This window comes from Cupriavidus sp. 2SB, from assembly GCF_005503625.1.
Taxonomy (GTDB): domain Bacteria; phylum Pseudomonadota; class Gammaproteobacteria; order Burkholderiales; family Burkholderiaceae; genus Cupriavidus.
This window is the reverse complement of record NZ_SCMX01000017.1, coordinates 48,065-64,102: the sequence shown is the minus strand read 5'-3', so window position 1 is coordinate 64,102 and position 16,038 is coordinate 48,065. Positions and strand designations below refer to the sequence as shown.

The window sequence follows — 16,038 nt, the reverse complement described above, 5'->3', positions numbered from 1 at the left end:
GGCTTACTGGCGTTCGCAGCAGTAGGCCTCGGTGCTGTACGGGAACGACACCGTGTCGTGCCCCTGCAGCGCCGGATCGTTGGCGATGACCGCATGCAACTTTGCGCGCACGGCGTCCTGTTCCGTCGCTGGCAACGATGCGATGAAGCTCACCGACATGATGCGGTCGACGATCACCTGTTCCGGATCGCCATCGTGCGTATAGGGGAGTTTCTGCAGCGCCAGCGGCCCGAATCCCTCGGCGGGAAATACTGTCTTCCAGTCGCCCTTGTAGAAGCGCGGCGCATCGCCCTCGTAGGGCGTCATGATCGTGGTGAGTTGCGCGACCCAGGACACCGATTCGTCGCGCACATTCCAGATCAGGCCGAGGCGGCCACCCGGTTTCAGCACGCGGCCGATCTCGCGCATGGCGACTTCATTTGCGAACCAGTGAAACGCCTGCGCACACACCACGGCATCGACGCTCGCATCGGGCAGCGGCATCGACTCCGCGCTGCCTGCCAGCGCCTGCACATCGGGAAGTTTCGAGGAAAGCTGGGCGCGCATGGCGTCCACGGGTTCCACGGCGATCACCCTGGCGCCCGTAGGCAGCAGCAATCGCGTGAACTTGCCTGTGCCGGCACCGAGGTCGACCACGACCTTGCCGGGCGCCAGCCCTAGTGTGTCGCGCAGCCAGTCGGCCAGCGCGGCGGGGTAGTCGGGACGCCCTCGGGCGTAGGTATCGGCCTGGGTCGAGAAGCCCTGGGCGGCGGCATGATGGATCGCGTTCATGACCCGACACGATACGCCGCCTGCCCGCCTTCGGCAATCATCCGATGGTTCAGTGCTGCTGTCCCCAGCGGCGCACGGTCAGCCGTTCGAGCGTGGTGAAGACGAGCCCTTCCACGGCCAGCCCGATCAGGATCACCGTGGCCAGCCCCGCGAACACGCGGTCGGTATAAAGCTCGTTGCGGTTCTGGAAGATGTACCAGCCCAGCCCGCCCTTGCCCGACGATGCCCCGAACACCAGTTCGGCCGCAATCAGCGTGCGCCATGCAAACGCCCAGCCGATCTTGAGGCCCGACAGGATCGCCGGCAACGCAGCAGGCACGAGGATCCGCACCACGTAGCGCAATCCGCGCAGACCGTAGTTGCGCCCGGCCATGCGCAGTGTCTCGGGCACACCGCGAAATCCCGCGTACGTATTCAGCGCCAACGGCCACAACACGGAATGAATCAGCACGAAAATCAGGCTCTTGCTGCCCAGCCCGAACCACAGCAGCGCGAGCGGTAGCAATGCGATGGCCGGCAGCGGATTGAACATCGCGGTCAGCGTCTCCAGCAGGTCTCGTCCGATACGCGTAGACACGGCTGCGGTGGTCAGCACGAACGCCAGCAGGATGCCCGCCGCGTAACCTTGCAGCAGGATCGACAACGACACGGCAGCCTTGCCCGGCAACTCGCCGCTGGCCACTGCATCGCCAAACGCACGCGCCGTGGCCTGGAAGGTTGGCAGCAGCAGGTCGTTGTCCTGAATACGCGCGGCGATTTCCCAGATCACAGCCAGCACGGCAAGGATCACTGCCTTGCGCAACCAGCCCTGCTGCCAGAGTTGTCGATACCACGGCAATCCGCGCGACAGCGGCACGGCGGTGAACGGTTCGAGTACGCGCTCGTATTCGGGGCGGATGGTCGGTTGAATCGTCGTCATGTTCAATGCCCTGCTGCGATCACGCGTTCCTGCGCGTCGTGTGTCTCGGCAGGCGTCTCGAACAGCATGTTGTGGATGCGCGCGGCGTGCTGGAATTCCGCACTGCCCTGACTCGCCAGCGAGAACTGGTGACTGTTCAGCTCCGCTCGCACCCGGCCCGGATGCGGCGACAGCAACAGGATGCGACTCCCCACCACGAGTGCTTCTTCGATCGAATGCGTGACGAACAGCAGCGTGAACGCGGCGTCGTCCCACAGCGCGAGCAGTTCTTCCTGCATGCGCCGTCGCGTCAGCGCATCGAGCGCCGCGAACGGCTCGTCCATCAGCAGCACCTTGGGGCGCATCGCCAGCGCGCGCGCAATGGCCACGCGCTGTTTCATGCCGCCCGACAGCGTGTGCGGATACGCATCGGCAAACGCGGCCAGTCCCACCTTGTTCAGAAAGTGCATGGCCGTATCGGCAGCTTCCGCCTTCGACATCCTGCCTGATTGCCGCAGCGGAAAAATTACGTTCTGCTTGACGGTCTTCCACGGCGGCAACTGGTCGAACTCCTGGAACACGACGATGCGGTCCGGTCCCGGCGCGCGCACGCGCTGACCTTCGAGCCGGATCTCGCCTTCGGCGGGCGGCACGAAGCCAGCCACGGCCTTGAGCAATGTCGATTTGCCGCAGCCCGATGGTCCCAACAACACGAAGCGATCCGCCGCGTGCACGTCGAAGCTCACCTGATGCGTGGCACGTACCACGCGCTGCGGCGTGCGGTATTCCAGCGATACGCGATCAACCTGCAGCAACGGCTGCGGCTGCGACACCACGCGCAAGCGCGCGCCGCCATGCAATGCTTCTGCCATATCAGCTCCCCTTGGCCGTGGCTGCGTCCTGGAGGAAATAGTCCTGCCACGACTTCGGCTGGTTCTTGATCGCGCCCACGCGATGCATGAACGCGGCCAGCGCGTACGTGTTTTCCGGCGCGATCTTGAACTGGACCTGCGGGTTCTTCAGGATCTTGACCAGCAGCGCGCGATCGATCTTCGCCTTGTTCACGCGGACGTAGAGATCGGCGGCGGCCTCCGGATTCTTCGTGGCGAACTGCGCGGCCTCGGCCAGTGCATCGACAAAAGCGCGGTACGTCTTGGGGTTTTCGTTACGGAATGTCTCGGTGGCGTAGAGCACCGTGGCCGACGCCGGACCGCCCAGCACATCGTACGAATTCAGCACGATGCGCGCGTTCGGGTTACCGGCCAGTTCCTGCTCCTGGAACGGCGGATTGCCGAAGTGGCTGTTGATCTCGGTGCCGCCGGAAATCACTGCCGCCGCGGCGTCCGGATGGGGCACGGCAACCGTCCACTTGTCGAGGCGATTGAATTCCTTGTCGCCCCACTGTTTCGCCGCCGCCAGTTGCAGCACACGCGACTGCACGGACACCGTGACCGCCGGCAATGCAATGCGATCCTTCTCCGTGAAATCGGCAATCGACTTCACCTTCGGATTGTTCGAAACAAGGTAGTACGGGAAGTTGCCTAGCGACGCCACGCCCTTCACGTTCTGCTTGCCGTGCGTGCGGTCCCACAGCGTCAGCAGCGGGCCCACACCTGCACCGGCGATATCGATCGCGCCCGACAACAGCGCGTCATTGACAGCCGAGCCACCGGAGAGCTGCGTCCATTCCACCTTCACATCGACGCCCTGCTGCTTGCCGTGCTTTTCGATCAGTTGCTGATCGCGCGCCACGTTCAGCAGCAGATAGACCACGCCGAACTGCTCGGCAATGCGAATCTTGCCTTCCGCATGGGCCGTGCCGGTCACGGCGAGGCCGGCGGTCAGCAAGGCCAGCGTGGCGCGGCGGGTCAAGGTAGTGGCGGACGAAAACAGGGACATGCAGGGGCTCCGGAGCTGGTTCGGTAGGGTGATGATTCGATGCGGGATCAGGACGGCCGATCAGAATGACCGATCAGAACGGTGTGTCGCCTTCGATCGTCGTGCGGTACATCACGCGACGCAGATGGTCAGGCGTGCCGGCTGCAAGATGCAGCAACGAGCGGTTGTCCCAGAACACCAGGTCGTGCTCGCGCCATTGGTGGCGATAGACGTGTTCCGGCTTCACGCTGTGCGCGAACAAGGTATCGAGCAGCGCGCGGCTTTCATCCTCGGGCAGGCCGACGATGCGCGTCGTGAAATGCTCGCTGACAAACAGTGCCTTGCGACCCGTCTCCGGATGCGTGCGCACCACGGGCTGGATCACCGGCCTGACCTGCGCGATCTGCTCGGCCGTCAGGTTTGGACGCCACGGACTGCGCTTCTGCAATTCGGCGTAGCGCGCAAGATAGGTGTGTTCGGCTGTGAGTCCTTCCACCTTGCGTTGCAGCTCGGCAGGCAACGAATCCCATGCGGCATGCATGTTGGCGAACAGCGTATCGCCGCCTTCCGCTGGCAGTTCCATGGCATGCAGCAGCGAGCCCAGGCTCGGCTTTTCCTTGTACGAGAGATCCGAATGCCAGAAGTGGCCTGCGTCGCCGAGACCGATCGGCTTGCCATCCTTTAGCACGTTGGAGACGATCAGGATTTCGGGATGGTTGGCCAACTGGAACTGATTCAGCACGTGGATCTGCAGCGGCCCAAAGCGGCGGCTGAACGCGATCTGCTGATCGGGCGTGATGCGCTGGTCTCGAAACACCACCACGTGGTGATCGAGATGGGCACGATGGATGCGCCGGAAATCCTCGTCGGACAGCGGCTGGTTCAGGTCGAGTCCAACCACTTCGGCGCCAAGCGCGGCATCGAACGGGCGGATCTCGAAATCCTGGAGGGTATCGACTGCAAAACTCATGACGGGCTCTCTGGGGGAAGGGCACAAGCCTTGCACTGTAGGGAACCGCCATCGCGCAGACAACGAATCAAATCGCGCCGCGTTATACGGCGGGTGCATATGGGTAGGGATGCATATACAAATGCGTTTTACGTATGCTCCTGTTGTGCGCCCCTCTCCCATTGCATGGGAGAGGGGAGTAAGTCGAAGGCATCGCAAATGCCATCGCGTTCAAACGCGCGCCACCGCACGCCCATTCTCCCCTGCCGTCTCCTATAGTCGAAAGCAGCAGCGTTCACGAGATGCTGCACCGCATCGCACAAGGGGACCACCACATGGGCACTGTTGCGCGCTTTGAGATTGGTTTTACCCGCTATCTTTCCCCCGAGGGTGTTCCCGCACCCGACCTTCCCGACTTTGCCCGCGATCCGGCTGCGTTGCTGCCGCTCTATCGCGCCATGGTGCTGACCCGGCAGTTCGATCTCAAGGCCATTGCGATGCAGCGCACCGGCCAGATCGGCACGTTTGCGTCGGCACTGGGGCAGGAAGCGGTCGGCGTCGGCGTAGCCACGGCGATGCGGACGGACGATGTCCTCGTGCCTTCCTATCGCGATCACGCTGCGCAATTTGTGCGGGGCGTCACGATGACGGAGAGCCTGCTGTATTGGGGGGGCGACGAACGCGGCAGTGCTTTTGCCGCAGTGCCGCACGACTTTGGCAACTGCGTGCCCATCGGCACCCAGGTGGGCCATGCGGCGGGCATCGCCTTCGCGCTGAAGCAGCGCAAACCCGGCGCCGTGGCGGTCTGCATCATCGGCGATGGCGGCACATCGAACGGGGCCTTCTACGAAGGCATGAACATGGCCGGTGCATGGCAGGTGCCCTTGGTCATCGTCATCAACAACAACCAGTGGGCCATCTCGATGCCGCGTGCCAGGCAGACGGCGGCGGCCACGCTGGCGCAGAAGGCCATTGCGGCAGGCATTCCCGGCGAACAGGTCGATGGCAACGACATCATCGCCGTGCGGCAGCGTGTTGACGACGCGATCCAACGTGCGCGCGAGGGCCGCGGGCCGGCGCTGATCGAAGCCGTAACCTATCGGCTGGGCGACCACACCACTGCTGACGATGCGTCGCGCTACCGTGACGATGCCACGGTCAAGGAAGCCTGGCGCCACGAACCCATCTCGCGCCTGCGCACCTATCTGGCGAGCCTCGGTGCATGGGATGCCACGCGTGAGGAAGCGCTGATCGGCGAATGCCAGCAGGCCGTGGCCGATGCGGTGCAAGCCTATCTGGCGCTGCCGCATCCCGATGTCTCGGCCATGTTCGACTGCCTCTACGAAACGTTGCCCGATGCCATGGCCGCGCAGCTCGACACCGCGCAACGCTACGCCCAGACGAACGCCAGCACGGAGAGCGATCATGGCTGAACTGCATCTCGTGGAAGCCGTGAACCTGGCCCTCGCCTATGAACTCGCGCACGACGCTGACGTGGTATTGCTTGGCGAAGACATCGGCGTCAACGGCGGCGTCTTCCGTGCAACGGTTGGCCTGCAGGCGCGCTTTGGCGAGACACGCGTCATCGATACCCCGCTGGCCGAAGGCGGCATTGTCGGCGCAGCCATCGGCATGGCGGCGATGGGTCTCAAGCCCGTGCCCGAAATCCAGTTTGCCGGCTTCATCTATCCGGCCATCGACAACATCCTGAATCACGCCGGCCACATGCGGCATCGCACACGCGGTCGGCTCGGTTGTCCGATGGTCGTGCGCGCGCCCAGCGGTGCGGGCATCCATGCGCCCGAGCATCATTCCGAAAGCCCCGAGGCATTGTTCGCCCATATCCCGGGGCTACGCGTGGTCATGCCGTCCTCGCCCGCGCGTGCCTATGGCCTGTTGCTCGCGGCCATACGCGATCCGGATCCCGTGATCTTCTTCGAGCCAACGCGGCTGTATCGCCTGTTCCGGCAAGAAGTGCTCGACGATGGTCAGGCCCTGCCGCTCGACGCCTGCTTCACGCTGCGCGAAGGCACCGACATCACGCTCGTGAGCTGGGGCGCGATGGTGCAGGAAACGCTCGCCGCTGCGGAGCAACTGGCCGACGAAGGCATTTCCGCAGCGGTCATCGATGTGGCCACGCTCAAGCCGCTCGATATGGAAACGATCCTCGAATCGGTGGCGCAGAGTAGTCGCTGCGTGATCGTTCACGAAGCACCGCGCACTGCGGGCGTAGGCGCCGAGATTGCCGCGAACCTGGCCGATGCGGGACTGTATTCGCTGAGCGCACCGGTGCAGCGCGTGACCGGCTACGACACCGTGGTGCCGCTGGCGCGGCTGGAACACAGCTACCTGCCGTCTGTGGCACAGATCGTCGATGCCGCGCGCCGCGCGCTCGACGCCGCCTAGCGTTCAGAAACCAGAGGGAGACAACGATGCGGACCTTCAAGCTGCCCGACCTTGGAGAGGGCCTGCAGGAAGCCGAGATCGTGACGTGGCACGTCAAGCCCGGTGACAGCATTGCCGCAGACCAGCCCCTGCTTTCGGTGGAAACCGCGAAAGCCATCGTCGAGATTCCTTCGCCGTTCAGCGGAAAGGTCGCGCGACTCTTCGCGCAACCGGGCGACATCGTGCACCTGGGTGCACCGCTCGTGGGCTTCGAGGGCGCGGGCGCTTCCGATGATGCGGGCACGGTAGTGGGTGCGGTCAAGGTCGGTACACATGTCGTGCGCGAAGGCGAAACGCGCGTCGGCGCGGCAGGTCTGCAAGGCAGCCACGGCCTGCGCGCCACGCCAGCGGTGCGTGCACTGGCGCGCAAACTGTCAGTCGATCTGGCGATGGTCACCCCATCCGGCCGCGATGGCGTGATCACCGCCACCGATGTGCAACGCGTAGCCACCACGCTGGCCGAGAACGGTCCCGCCGATATCGTGCGTGGCGTACGCCGTGCCATGGCGCAGAACATGGCCCGCGCGCAGAGCGAAGTGGCCGCTGCCACCGTGATGGACGATGCCGACCTTCACGCGTGGCAAGTCACCGCCGCAGGGCGCGACGTCACCATCCGGCTCGTGCGCGCGCTCGTGGCAGGCGTGCGTGCGGAACCTGCACTCAATGCGTGGTACGAAGGCAAGACCGGACGCCGGCATCTGCTCGAACGGATCGATGTGGGTATCGCCGCGGATCTGCCGGAAGGATTGTTCGTGCCCGTGCTGCGCAACGTGGGCCAGCGCGACGCCGCCGACCTGCGCGCCGGGTTGGACCGCATGCGCGCCGATGTACTGGCACGCACCATCGCGCCAGAGGAGATGCGCGGCAACACCATCACGCTGTCGAACTTCGGCATGATCGCGGGACGATACGCGGCGCCTATCGTGGTGCCGCCCACCGTCGCCATTCTCGGTGCGGGCCGTATACGCGCCGAGGTGGTGGCCGCCGATGGCGTGCCGGCAGTACACCGGGTGATGCCGCTGTCGCTGACATTCGATCACCGCGTGGTCACGGGCGGCGAGGCCGCGCGGTTCCTGCGTGCCGTGATCGCGGACCTCGAGCGTGCGGACTGAGCGATTCACCACACACCGCCGCGTGTGACGCCCACGATACCGCTACACTCCCCATTTGCCGCGCCAGTTCCTATACTGGATTGCGCATTTCCGTGGTCCCATCCCCCTGTCCATCTCATCGAAGGAACTTCATCATGGCTATCCGTATTGGCGAGACCGCGCCCGACTTCACTGCAGAAACCACCGAGGGCAAGATCAACTTCCATGAGTGGATCGGCGACAGCTGGGCCATCCTGTTCTCGCACCCCAAGGATTTCACGCCGGTCTGCACCACCGAACTCGGCTACATGGCCAAGCTGAAACCCGAGTTCGAGAAGCGCAACACCAAGGTCATCGGCCTGTCGATCGATCCCGTGACCGATCACTCGCGCTGGGCCAAGGACATCGAGGAAACGCAGGGCACGGCCGTGAACTACCCGATGATCGGGGATGCCGATCTCAGCGTATCCAAGCTCTACGACATGATTCACCCCGAGGCCAGCGGCAGCGGTCCGCGCACCGCCGTGGACAACGCCACCATCCGCTCGGTGTTCTGGATTGGACCGGACAAGAAGGTCAAGGCGATGCTGGTCTATCCGATGAGCGCGGGACGCAATTTCGACGAAGTGCTGCGCCTGCTGGACTCGCTGCAACTCAATGCGAAACACACCGTGGCCACGCCCGTGAACTGGAAGCCGGGCGACGACGTGATCATCCCGACCTCGGTCTCCGACGAGGATGCAAAGAAGAAGTATCCCGATGGATTCAAGACGCTGAAGCCGTATCTGCGCACCGTGGCGCAGCCGAAGTAGCATTCTTTCCGAGAGGCAGAACTATCCACAGCTTGCGTGGATAATTGCCCTCTTGACAGCCCGCCAACCCGCGCCAGTGCTCGAAGGAGCTGGCGTGCCTTTTTTTTGGGCAAAACAGGGTGAAGGGGCAACCGATGATGTTACTCCCCTCTCCCGTGAAACGGGAGAGGGGTTGGGGGAGAGGGCTGGAGGTTCTGCTTGACGACGTGTCGCAAGTGGAACTGCTGGCCCTCTCCCCCGCCCCTCTCCCGCGAGCGGGAGAGGGGAGTAAACCGACAGGGAAAATACGTCCCTTACGGATGCCGCGCCAGCACGCCGCGAATCGTATCCGCCAGATCCTTCGCCAGGAACTTCGACACATACGCATCGGCGCCAACCTTGCGCACGTGTTCCTCGCTGGCCTCGCCGGACAGCGACGAGTGGATGACCACGGGCAGCGATTTCAGGCGTGCATCGGCCTTGATCTTGCGCGTCAGCGTGAAGCCGTCCATCTCGGGCATTTCCAGATCGGTCAGCACCAGTGCCACTTCATCGCGGATGGTCTTGCCCTGGCTGGCGGTCAGGTCGGCGATCTGGCCGAGCATTTCCCACGCTTCCTGGCCCGTCTTGGTCATCACCACGGGCACGCCCATGGCCTTGAGGCCATTCTCGATCAGGCCGCGCGCCAGTGCAGAATCGTCAGCGCACAGGATCTTGGTGCCGGGGCGAATGGTCAGTTGCGGCCCCACCGTGGCGGGGTCCACATCGGGCTGGCGCGTGGGCAGCACGTCGCGCAGGATCTGCTCCACGTCGAGCACCTGCACCAGGCGCGGGTTGTCGCCACCCACATCGAGCTTGGCGATGCTGGTTACCAGGCCGCCCTTGACGCTGGTCTCCGCGGAGATCACCTGGTTCCAGTCGAGCCGTACGATTTCCTCGACGGCTTCGACGGCAAAGCCTTGCGTCGAACGCGCGTACTCGGTCACCAGCATGATGTTGAGGCCCGACTTCGGCGAGCATTCCAGCAGGCGCGGCAGGTCGATCACCGGAATGACCTGGCCGCGGATATCGGCCATGCCCAGGATCGACGGGCCGGCGCCCACCACCGTGGTCACCGATGGCATGACCAGGATTTCCCTGACCTTGAAAACGTTGATGCCGAACAGTTCGGACTGTCCGCTGTGGGTTGCATCGCCCAGTCGGAACAACAGCAACTCGAACTGGTTGTTGTTGGTCAGGTTGGTGCGCTCGTCGATGTCTCTCATCGCGCTGGTCATGCTCTGCTCCGCTGGCTCGGTCTATGAATATGGGTGTTGCCAAAGGGCTATCGGCCACACGTGCGGCCAGCTTTAGTGAAACTGTCGCCATCGATGCGGGAATTCCATGGAATCGCATGCGTTGTGACGCATGACACGCTCCGCAGGACCCACCGAGGGAAATCCCTGAGCCGTCGAAAGCACCGCCAGCCCGTGGTTATTCGGCGCGCGGCATGTTCCGCATCCGCCCCCGGTGATGAACGGCCGCAATGCCTCGCCTACCTTTGAGCCTCGCCGGATCCCGCCCGTCAGAGGCGTCGAACGGCACCCGGCCCCTGGTCGCTCATCACGATTCACCAGAGGCCGGACACCGAGGAACGAGACGCCCGCACCCTTGCCGATGCCGCCGGGACTCCGACCTCGCACCCGGAACCACGTGAGACGAGGCTGACGCCCGATCCGTACGCGGACGTGCGCAGCGCCCCAGCAAGGAGACACAACCATGATCGAACAGCCCTATCCGTCGGTGACGGACGTGCAGGACGTGGCCAGTGCGCCGCCGCAGCCCGGCGGCAAGATCGACCAGTATTTCCAGATCAGCGCGCGCGGCAGCACGCAGCGCCGCGAAGTGGTGGCAGGCATCACCACCTTCATGGCGATGGTCTATGCCGTGTTCGTGGTGCCGGGCATGCTCGGCAAGGCTGGGTTCGACACCAGCGCCGTGTTCGTGGCCGTCTGCCTGACCACGGCCTTCGGATCGCTGCTGATGGGCCTGTGGGCCAAACTCCCCATCGCCATCGGCTGTGCCATCTCGCTGACCGCCTTCATGGCGTTCGGTCTCGTGCTCGGACAGAAGCTGACCCCCGCCGTGGCGCTCGGCGCCGTGTTCCTGATGGGCGTGGTCTTCACGGCCATCTCTGTGACCGGCGTACGCTCCTGGATCCTGCGCAACCTGCCTGCCGGCGTAGCGCACGGTGCGGGCATCGGCATCGGCCTCTTCCTGCTGCTGATCGCTTCGAACGAAGTGGGTCTCGTGGTGAAGAATCCAGGCCCCGGCCTGCCTGTGGCACTGGGCCACATCACCGCCTTCCCCGTGATGATGTCGGTGCTGGGCCTGGCGGCGATCTTCGGCCTGGAACGTCGCCGCGTGCCCGGCGGCATCCTGCTGGTGATCGTCGGTATCTCGGCACTGGGCCTCGCCTTCGATCCGGCCGTGAAGTTCACTGGCATCTTTGCACTGCCCACGTTGTCCGCACCGGGCCAGGCCTCGCTGATCGGCGCGATGGACATTCGCGGCGCGCTGTCTGCAGCCGTGCTGCCCAGCGTGCTGGCACTGGTGATGACCGCCGTGTTCGATGCCACCGGTACGATCCGCGCAGTGGCCGGCCAGGCCAACCAGCTCGACGCCACGGGCCGCATCCATAACGGCGGCCGTGCGCTGACGGCGGATTCGGTCAGCTCGATCTTCTCGGCCTTCTTCGGCGGCGCACCCGCAGCGGCCTATATCGAATCGACCGTGGGCGTGGCCGCTGGCGCGCGCACCGGTCTGGCAGCCGTGACCGTGGGCGCCCTGTTCCTGGCCGTCATGTTCTTCTCGCCGCTGGCGGCGCTGGTGCCATCGTATGCCACGGCGCCCGCGTTGATGTACGTGGGCCTGCTGATGCTGTCGAGCGTGTCGCGCCTGCATATGGACGATCTGGTCGATTCCCTGGCCGGTCTGGTCTGCGCGGTATTCATCGTGCTGACCTGCAATATCGTCACTGGCATCATGCTCGGCTTCTGCACGCTGGTGATCGGCCGGCTGGTGGCGGGTGAATGGCGCAAGCTCAATATCGGTACGGTGGCTATTGCCGTGGCGCTCGCCGCGTTTTATGCGGGCGGATGGGCAATCTAAGCAAAATCCGATACCGACAACGATGTCTCCTCCACCTGGGATGACCGGTGGAATTTCAGCCCCCGGGACCTTTCCGCCCGGGGGTTTTTTATTGTGAATCCGGCTTGTTCATTTAGCCCGTAGCGCCTTCGCCCACACGGCAACATGACAAAAATATCAATGCTGACAGCCAATCTGGCATCTCGGGGCCCCGTCCGGAAGCCAGTGTCACGCGGTTTTTTCGCGGAATTGCTGGTATTGCGCAAAGGAAAATCGGGGCCGAATAGTTTGCCGTGATTTACAGGTCTGATAGGATCTTGTCCGGTGCGTTGGCCTGCGGCGATATTTTTGCAGTGACGTGGTCCTGCAAAGTCCGATAAATCGGAGTTGGCTACAGCCCTGCACCCTTCCGGAGAAGTTTTTTTACACAATTCGACGTTTGAATCGTGCTTTTTCGGAATTACTTTGTAATATTTTTGGTATGCGGACCAGATTGCGACCACGGTAAACTACCGCCAACTGTAACGGGGATCTATAAAATGCCGACTTACAAGCAACTGCTGGCTGAAAAAGAAGCGCTCGAAGCCAAGCTCAGCGAAGTGCGCGCCAATGAAGTGGCTAACGTGATCGAGCAGATTCGGCAATTGATGTCGGACTACGATCTGACCGCCGACGATATTGCGCCGAAGCGCCGTCGTGGCCGCCCGGCCGGCTCCCATGCCGCTGCGCCCAAGGCAGCGTCCGCACTGCCCCCGAAATATCGTGATCCGAAGTCCGGCAAGACGTGGTCGGGCCGTGGCCGCGCACCGGCCTGGCTGGGCAAGCGTCCGGAGCGTTTCCTGATCGAACAGGCAGGCTGATCCGCTTCGCGCTGCTTCTGCAAGACAGAGGCGCGGCCCGTCATTGCGCCGGGCGCGCCTCGCAAAGATATTCCGCACGCAATGCCCGGAACCCCTGTTGCGAGAGTTCCTGCGCCAACGCCGCACTACCGTCCGCCCTTGGCTGCAACCGCAGCACCCGCGCGCCGCAATGCGTCGCAGCCTCGTCGCGCTGGAACCGGATTTCATACTGTCCGCCCGTCTGCGGGACGAACGATACCCCCGCCGCACAGCGCATTTCCTCTGCCGGCGGCGCGGCATAGGACAGCACGGCAATATAGATACGCTTGCCCGGCACCACCTTGCGCTCACGCGTGCGCGATGCCGGCTCGGGCGAACTGCCTGCCATGTCGAGCGTGGAATCGCGCCCCATTGCCGCGAGTTGCTTGCCCGTACCGGCCAGCACGCGCGGATACGGCTTGGGGCACCCGGCCGGGTCCAGCACGTTGAAGGTAGTCCGGTCGTCGGTATTGCTCACCACCCGCACACTGGCGAAAGGGGCGTCCGATGGCACGCGGTAATAGGACACGCAGCCGGCCAGCGAGACAGCCAGCACGGCGGCAATCGGCACGACGACAATCCTGATCCTGCGCATAGCGAGCATGAAGCGGACGGTTGAGCGACATTGGTGCCACAGCATAGCCAAAACCCGACTGCGCCAAGGTGGGATGCCCCACGTTGAGGATATCCACAGTTTCTGTGGATAATCTGTGCCTTTGGCGCGCTGCAGCCCAGTTTTCGCGGGTTCGCACCGGACTGCTCAAGAATTAGGCAATCCGTTGCATGGTTGCCGGCGGGTGGTTGCCAAACAGATGAATGTAGGTCAGGATTCCGGCAAACCCAAGGCCGGGCTCGAACTGCCCGGCGGCGATGTCTGCCAGCGCTCGGCAAGAAAATCGACGAAGGCCCGCACACGCGGCGGTACCAGTCGGCGCTCCGGCATCAACGCGTAAATGCCGGTGACAGCCAGCGGGTAGTCCTGCAACACCTGCACCAGCCGGCCCGTGCGCAGGTCGTCGCAGACATGCCAGGTGGAATGCAGCGCGATGCCGAAGCCGGCCAGCGCGGCATCGGACAACAGTTCGCCAGTGTTCGCCTCCACCCTTCCCCTCACGCGCACGGCAATCTCTCCCCCCTTGCCGTCTTCGAAACGCCAGACATCGGCCCGCCCCTGCGCACCCACCAGCACCAGGCACTGATGCCGCGCCAGGTCTTCCGGCGTTTGCGGCATGCCATGTTCCTCAAGGTATTGCGGACTTGCACAAAGCAGCCGGCGGTTGTCCGCCAGCTTGCGTGCCACCAGCGTCGAATCCTCCAGCGCGCCGATGCGGATGGCAAGGTCGAAGCCGCTGCTGACCAGATCGAGCACGTGGTCGCTCAGGTTGATGCTGAGGTTGACGCCCGGATGCGCGCGCAGGAATTCCGGCAATAGCGGCGAGATGTACTGCCGCCCGAAGGACGCCGACGTGGTTACCCGCAAGGTGCCCGTGATGCCGCTGCCCGCCTGCCGCAGCGATCCGGATAACGCTTCGAGGTCTTCCACCAGCGCGCGGCCCTGTTCGGCCAGGACCGCCCCCTCGGGGGTGGCATGCAGGCGCCGCGTGGTGCGATGCAGCAGCCTGACGCCCAGTTCCCGCTCCAGCCGTTGCAGCCGCTGGCTGGCCACTGCGACGGAGAGGCCCAGGCTGCGGGCGCCAGCGCTGATCGAACCCAGGTCGAGCACGCGCAGGAACAACGAAATGTCACCGATGCGATCCATTATTCTCAATCGATTCTTGAAACTGATTATGGATATTGCCCGTTTTTCATAAGATCGAGAAGCCCCACACTTCGCCCCTGACCACTCTCTCTCTGCGGGCCTCTGCAGGACTTCCTCCCGCGCCCGCTTTCTCAGACGAAACCCCATGCCCCCTACCCTCGCTCCCAACACCGGCTCACGCATGCCGGCCGCACTCTATGCGCTGACTGCCGGGTCCTTCGGCATCGGCTGCGCGGAGTTCGTGATCATGGGTCTGCTGTTGCAGGTCTCGGCAGACCTTCACGTGACCATCGCCGCCGCTGGCATGCTGGTGTCCGGCTACGCGCTGGGCGTCTTTGCCGGCGCGCCCATCCTGACGCTGTTGACGCGCCGCATGCCGCGAAAGGCGGTGTTGATGGCGCTCATGGCGATCTACACCATCGGCAACGCCGCCTGCGCGCTGGCGCCGGACTACACCACGCTGATGATTGCGCGCGTGGTCACGTCACTGACGCATGGCACGTTCTTCGGCGTCGGCGCAGTGGTCGCCACCAGCCTGGTGCCACCGAACCGCAAGGCATCGGCTATCTCGATCATGTTCTCGGGCCTGACCCTCGCCACGCTGCTCGGCATGCCGGCTGGTGCCTGGCTCGGCCTGCATATGGGATGGCGCTCGACGTTCTGGGCAATGACGGTGATCGGTGTGATCTCGCTGATCGTGATCGCGCTGCTGGTGAAGTCGAGCCGCGACGACTCCGCGCCGGTTCGCCTGATCGATGAACTGCGCACGGTGGTCCGGCCGCAGGTCCAACTCGGGCTGCTCATGACGGTGCTGCAATCGATGGGCGTCTTCGCGGTGATCACCTATATCCAGCCGCTGCTGACGCGCGTGACAGGGTTCGGCGAAAGCGCTGTATCGCCCATCCTGCTGCTGTTCGGCGGCGGCATGATCGTCGGCAACATCATCGGCGGACGCATGGCGGACCGCCGTCCCACGGGCGCTCTCCTGGGCGCGCTGCTGGCACTGACCCTGGTGCTTGCCACCATGACGCTGACGCTGCACCACCAGGCTGGCATGACCGTCTTCATCGCCCTGCTTGGCATCGCAGCGTTCGCCACGGTCTCTCCGCTGCAACTGCGCGTGCTGCGCCATGCGCGCGGCGCTGGTGAAAACCTTGCATCGAGCTTCAACATCGCGGCGTTCAACCTGGGTAACGGTCTTGGGGCGTGGCTGGGTGGCGTCGTGGTCGAACGTGCATTGGGGCTCGGCGCATTGCCGTGGATCGCCGCACTCGCCCCGCTGGCCGCACTCGGTATCGCGCTGCTCGCCGTACGGATGGAGCAACGGGCGACGGCGATTGCGTCGGCCTACCATCTGGACACCGCTTGACCCGTATCAACGAGGGGACGGTCCAACTTCCACATGATGCCCGCATGATGCGGGCGTGCTCCGGTTCATAGCAAGACACG

Annotated in this window: 15 protein-coding genes; 7 read left to right on the top strand and 8 right to left on the bottom strand. The window is 64.1% G+C overall.

The features are described from left to right. Positions 1–3: 3 nt before the first annotated feature. The 5 genes from FFS21_RS10690 to FFS21_RS10670 all read right to left on the bottom strand — a co-directional run bounded on the left by FFS21_RS10690 (position 4) and on the right by FFS21_RS10670 (position 4,517). A complete protein-coding gene (locus FFS21_RS10690; protein ID WP_137924808.1) occupies positions 4–771 on the bottom strand; it encodes a class I SAM-dependent methyltransferase in 768 nt (255 codons plus the stop codon). Positions 772–820: 49 nt separating this feature from the next. After that, positions 821–1,690 (bottom strand): ABC transporter permease, encoded by an 870-nt coding sequence (locus tag FFS21_RS10685; RefSeq protein WP_137924807.1) that lies wholly within the window; start codon positions 1,688–1,690, stop codon positions 821–823. A 2-nt stretch (positions 1,691–1,692) separates the two neighbouring features. Beyond that, positions 1,693–2,541 carry an ABC transporter ATP-binding protein gene (locus tag FFS21_RS10680; RefSeq protein WP_137924806.1) on the bottom strand — a complete coding sequence of 283 codons (849 nt, stop codon included), beginning with the start codon at positions 2,539–2,541 and terminating at the stop codon, positions 1,693–1,695. Position 2,542: 1 nt separating this feature from the next. Next, positions 2,543–3,568, bottom strand: coding sequence for an ABC transporter substrate-binding protein (locus FFS21_RS10675; protein WP_137924805.1), 1,026 nt, complete (start codon positions 3,566–3,568; stop codon positions 2,543–2,545). Positions 3,569–3,641: 73 nt separating this feature from the next. Then, positions 3,642–4,517 (bottom strand): TauD/TfdA dioxygenase family protein, encoded by an 876-nt coding sequence (locus FFS21_RS10670; protein ID WP_137924804.1) that lies wholly within the window; start codon positions 4,515–4,517, stop codon positions 3,642–3,644. Between the two features lie 314 nt (positions 4,518–4,831). On the opposite strand from FFS21_RS10670, the gene pdhA reads away from it, so the two are divergent. From pdhA to FFS21_RS10650, 4 genes are all read left to right on the top strand, one after another. Next, the gene (gene pdhA / locus FFS21_RS10665; protein ID WP_137924841.1) at positions 4,832–5,929 is read left to right on the top strand and encodes a pyruvate dehydrogenase (acetyl-transferring) E1 component subunit alpha; all 1,098 of its coding nucleotides are present in this window, start codon (positions 4,832–4,834) and stop codon (positions 5,927–5,929) included. Then, on the top strand, positions 5,922–6,902 hold the full coding sequence (locus FFS21_RS10660) for an alpha-ketoacid dehydrogenase subunit beta (protein ID WP_137924803.1): 981 nt from the start codon (positions 5,922–5,924) through the stop codon (positions 6,900–6,902). Before pdhA ends, FFS21_RS10660 begins: the two co-directional genes overlap by 8 nt. A 26-nt stretch (positions 6,903–6,928) precedes the next feature. After that, on the top strand, positions 6,929–8,053 hold the full coding sequence (locus FFS21_RS10655; RefSeq protein WP_137924802.1) for a dihydrolipoamide acetyltransferase family protein: 1,125 nt from the start codon (positions 6,929–6,931) through the stop codon (positions 8,051–8,053). 134 nt (positions 8,054–8,187) lie between these two features. Continuing rightward, positions 8,188–8,844: a peroxiredoxin gene (locus FFS21_RS10650; protein ID WP_137924801.1), complete on the top strand. Its 657-nt coding sequence runs from the start codon at positions 8,188–8,190 to the stop codon at positions 8,842–8,844. A 293-nt stretch (positions 8,845–9,137) separates the two neighbouring features. Here the strand turns inward: FFS21_RS10650 and FFS21_RS10645 are convergent, their stop codons facing one another. Further along, complete coding sequence (locus FFS21_RS10645) at positions 9,138–10,100, bottom strand: chemotaxis protein (RefSeq protein WP_137924800.1); 963 nt, start codon at positions 10,098–10,100, stop codon at positions 9,138–9,140. Positions 10,101–10,581: 481 nt separating this feature from the next. On the opposite strand from FFS21_RS10645, the gene FFS21_RS10640 reads away from it, so the two are divergent. Both FFS21_RS10640 and FFS21_RS10635 read left to right on the top strand, forming a co-directional pair. Beyond that, complete coding sequence (locus FFS21_RS10640) at positions 10,582–11,973, top strand: NCS2 family permease (RefSeq protein WP_137924799.1); 1,392 nt, start codon at positions 10,582–10,584, stop codon at positions 11,971–11,973. A 518-nt stretch (positions 11,974–12,491) separates the two neighbouring features. Continuing rightward, on the top strand, positions 12,492–12,812 hold the full coding sequence (locus FFS21_RS10635; RefSeq protein WP_137924798.1) for an H-NS histone family protein: 321 nt from the start codon (positions 12,492–12,494) through the stop codon (positions 12,810–12,812). A gap of 40 nt (positions 12,813–12,852) precedes the next feature. Here FFS21_RS10635 and FFS21_RS10630 read toward each other — a convergent pair whose 3' ends face one another. Beyond that, positions 12,853–13,401, bottom strand: a complete 549-nt coding sequence (locus tag FFS21_RS10630) for a hypothetical protein (RefSeq protein WP_249359286.1) — start codon at positions 13,399–13,401, stop codon at positions 12,853–12,855. Positions 13,402–13,653: 252 nt separating this feature from the next. Then, entirely contained in the window at positions 13,654–14,589 is a 936-nt protein-coding gene (locus tag FFS21_RS10625) for a LysR family transcriptional regulator (RefSeq protein ID WP_137924797.1), read from the bottom strand. Positions 14,590–14,734: 145 nt separating this feature from the next. Between FFS21_RS10625 and FFS21_RS10620 the strand changes: the two genes are divergently transcribed. Continuing rightward, complete coding sequence (locus FFS21_RS10620) at positions 14,735–15,958, top strand: MFS transporter (protein ID WP_249359284.1); 1,224 nt, start codon at positions 14,735–14,737, stop codon at positions 15,956–15,958. Positions 15,959–16,038: the final 80 nt, after the last annotated feature.

Excerpts from the sequence above, each read along its gene's own strand:
- FFS21_RS10625 (WP_137924797.1), bottom strand. The coding sequence starts at position 14,589 with ATGGATCGCATCGGTGACATTTCGTTGTTCCTGCGCGTGCTCGACCTG.
- FFS21_RS10660 (WP_137924803.1), top strand. The coding sequence starts at position 5,922 with ATGGCTGAACTGCATCTCGTGGAAGCCGTGAACCTGGCCCTCGCCTAT.
- FFS21_RS10640 (WP_137924799.1), top strand. The coding sequence starts at position 10,582 with ATGATCGAACAGCCCTATCCGTCGGTGACGGACGTGCAGGACGTGGCC.
- FFS21_RS10655 (WP_137924802.1), top strand. The coding sequence starts at position 6,929 with ATGCGGACCTTCAAGCTGCCCGACCTTGGAGAGGGCCTGCAGGAAGCC.
- FFS21_RS10680 (WP_137924806.1), bottom strand. The coding sequence starts at position 2,541 with ATGGCAGAAGCATTGCATGGCGGCGCGCGCTTGCGCGTGGTGTCGCAG.
- FFS21_RS10635 (WP_137924798.1), top strand. The coding sequence starts at position 12,492 with ATGCCGACTTACAAGCAACTGCTGGCTGAAAAAGAAGCGCTCGAAGCC.
- FFS21_RS10650 (WP_137924801.1), top strand. The coding sequence starts at position 8,188 with ATGGCTATCCGTATTGGCGAGACCGCGCCCGACTTCACTGCAGAAACC.
- FFS21_RS10675 (WP_137924805.1), bottom strand. The coding sequence starts at position 3,568 with ATGTCCCTGTTTTCGTCCGCCACTACCTTGACCCGCCGCGCCACGCTG.
- FFS21_RS10620 (WP_249359284.1), top strand. The coding sequence starts at position 14,735 with ATGCCCCCTACCCTCGCTCCCAACACCGGCTCACGCATGCCGGCCGCA.
- FFS21_RS10670 (WP_137924804.1), bottom strand. The coding sequence starts at position 4,517 with ATGAGTTTTGCAGTCGATACCCTCCAGGATTTCGAGATCCGCCCGTTC.
- pdhA (WP_137924841.1), top strand. The coding sequence starts at position 4,832 with ATGGGCACTGTTGCGCGCTTTGAGATTGGTTTTACCCGCTATCTTTCC.
- FFS21_RS10690 (WP_137924808.1), bottom strand. The coding sequence starts at position 771 with ATGAACGCGATCCATCATGCCGCCGCCCAGGGCTTCTCGACCCAGGCC.
- FFS21_RS10685 (WP_137924807.1), bottom strand. The coding sequence starts at position 1,690 with ATGACGACGATTCAACCGACCATCCGCCCCGAATACGAGCGCGTACTC.
- FFS21_RS10645 (WP_137924800.1), bottom strand. The coding sequence starts at position 10,100 with ATGACCAGCGCGATGAGAGACATCGACGAGCGCACCAACCTGACCAAC.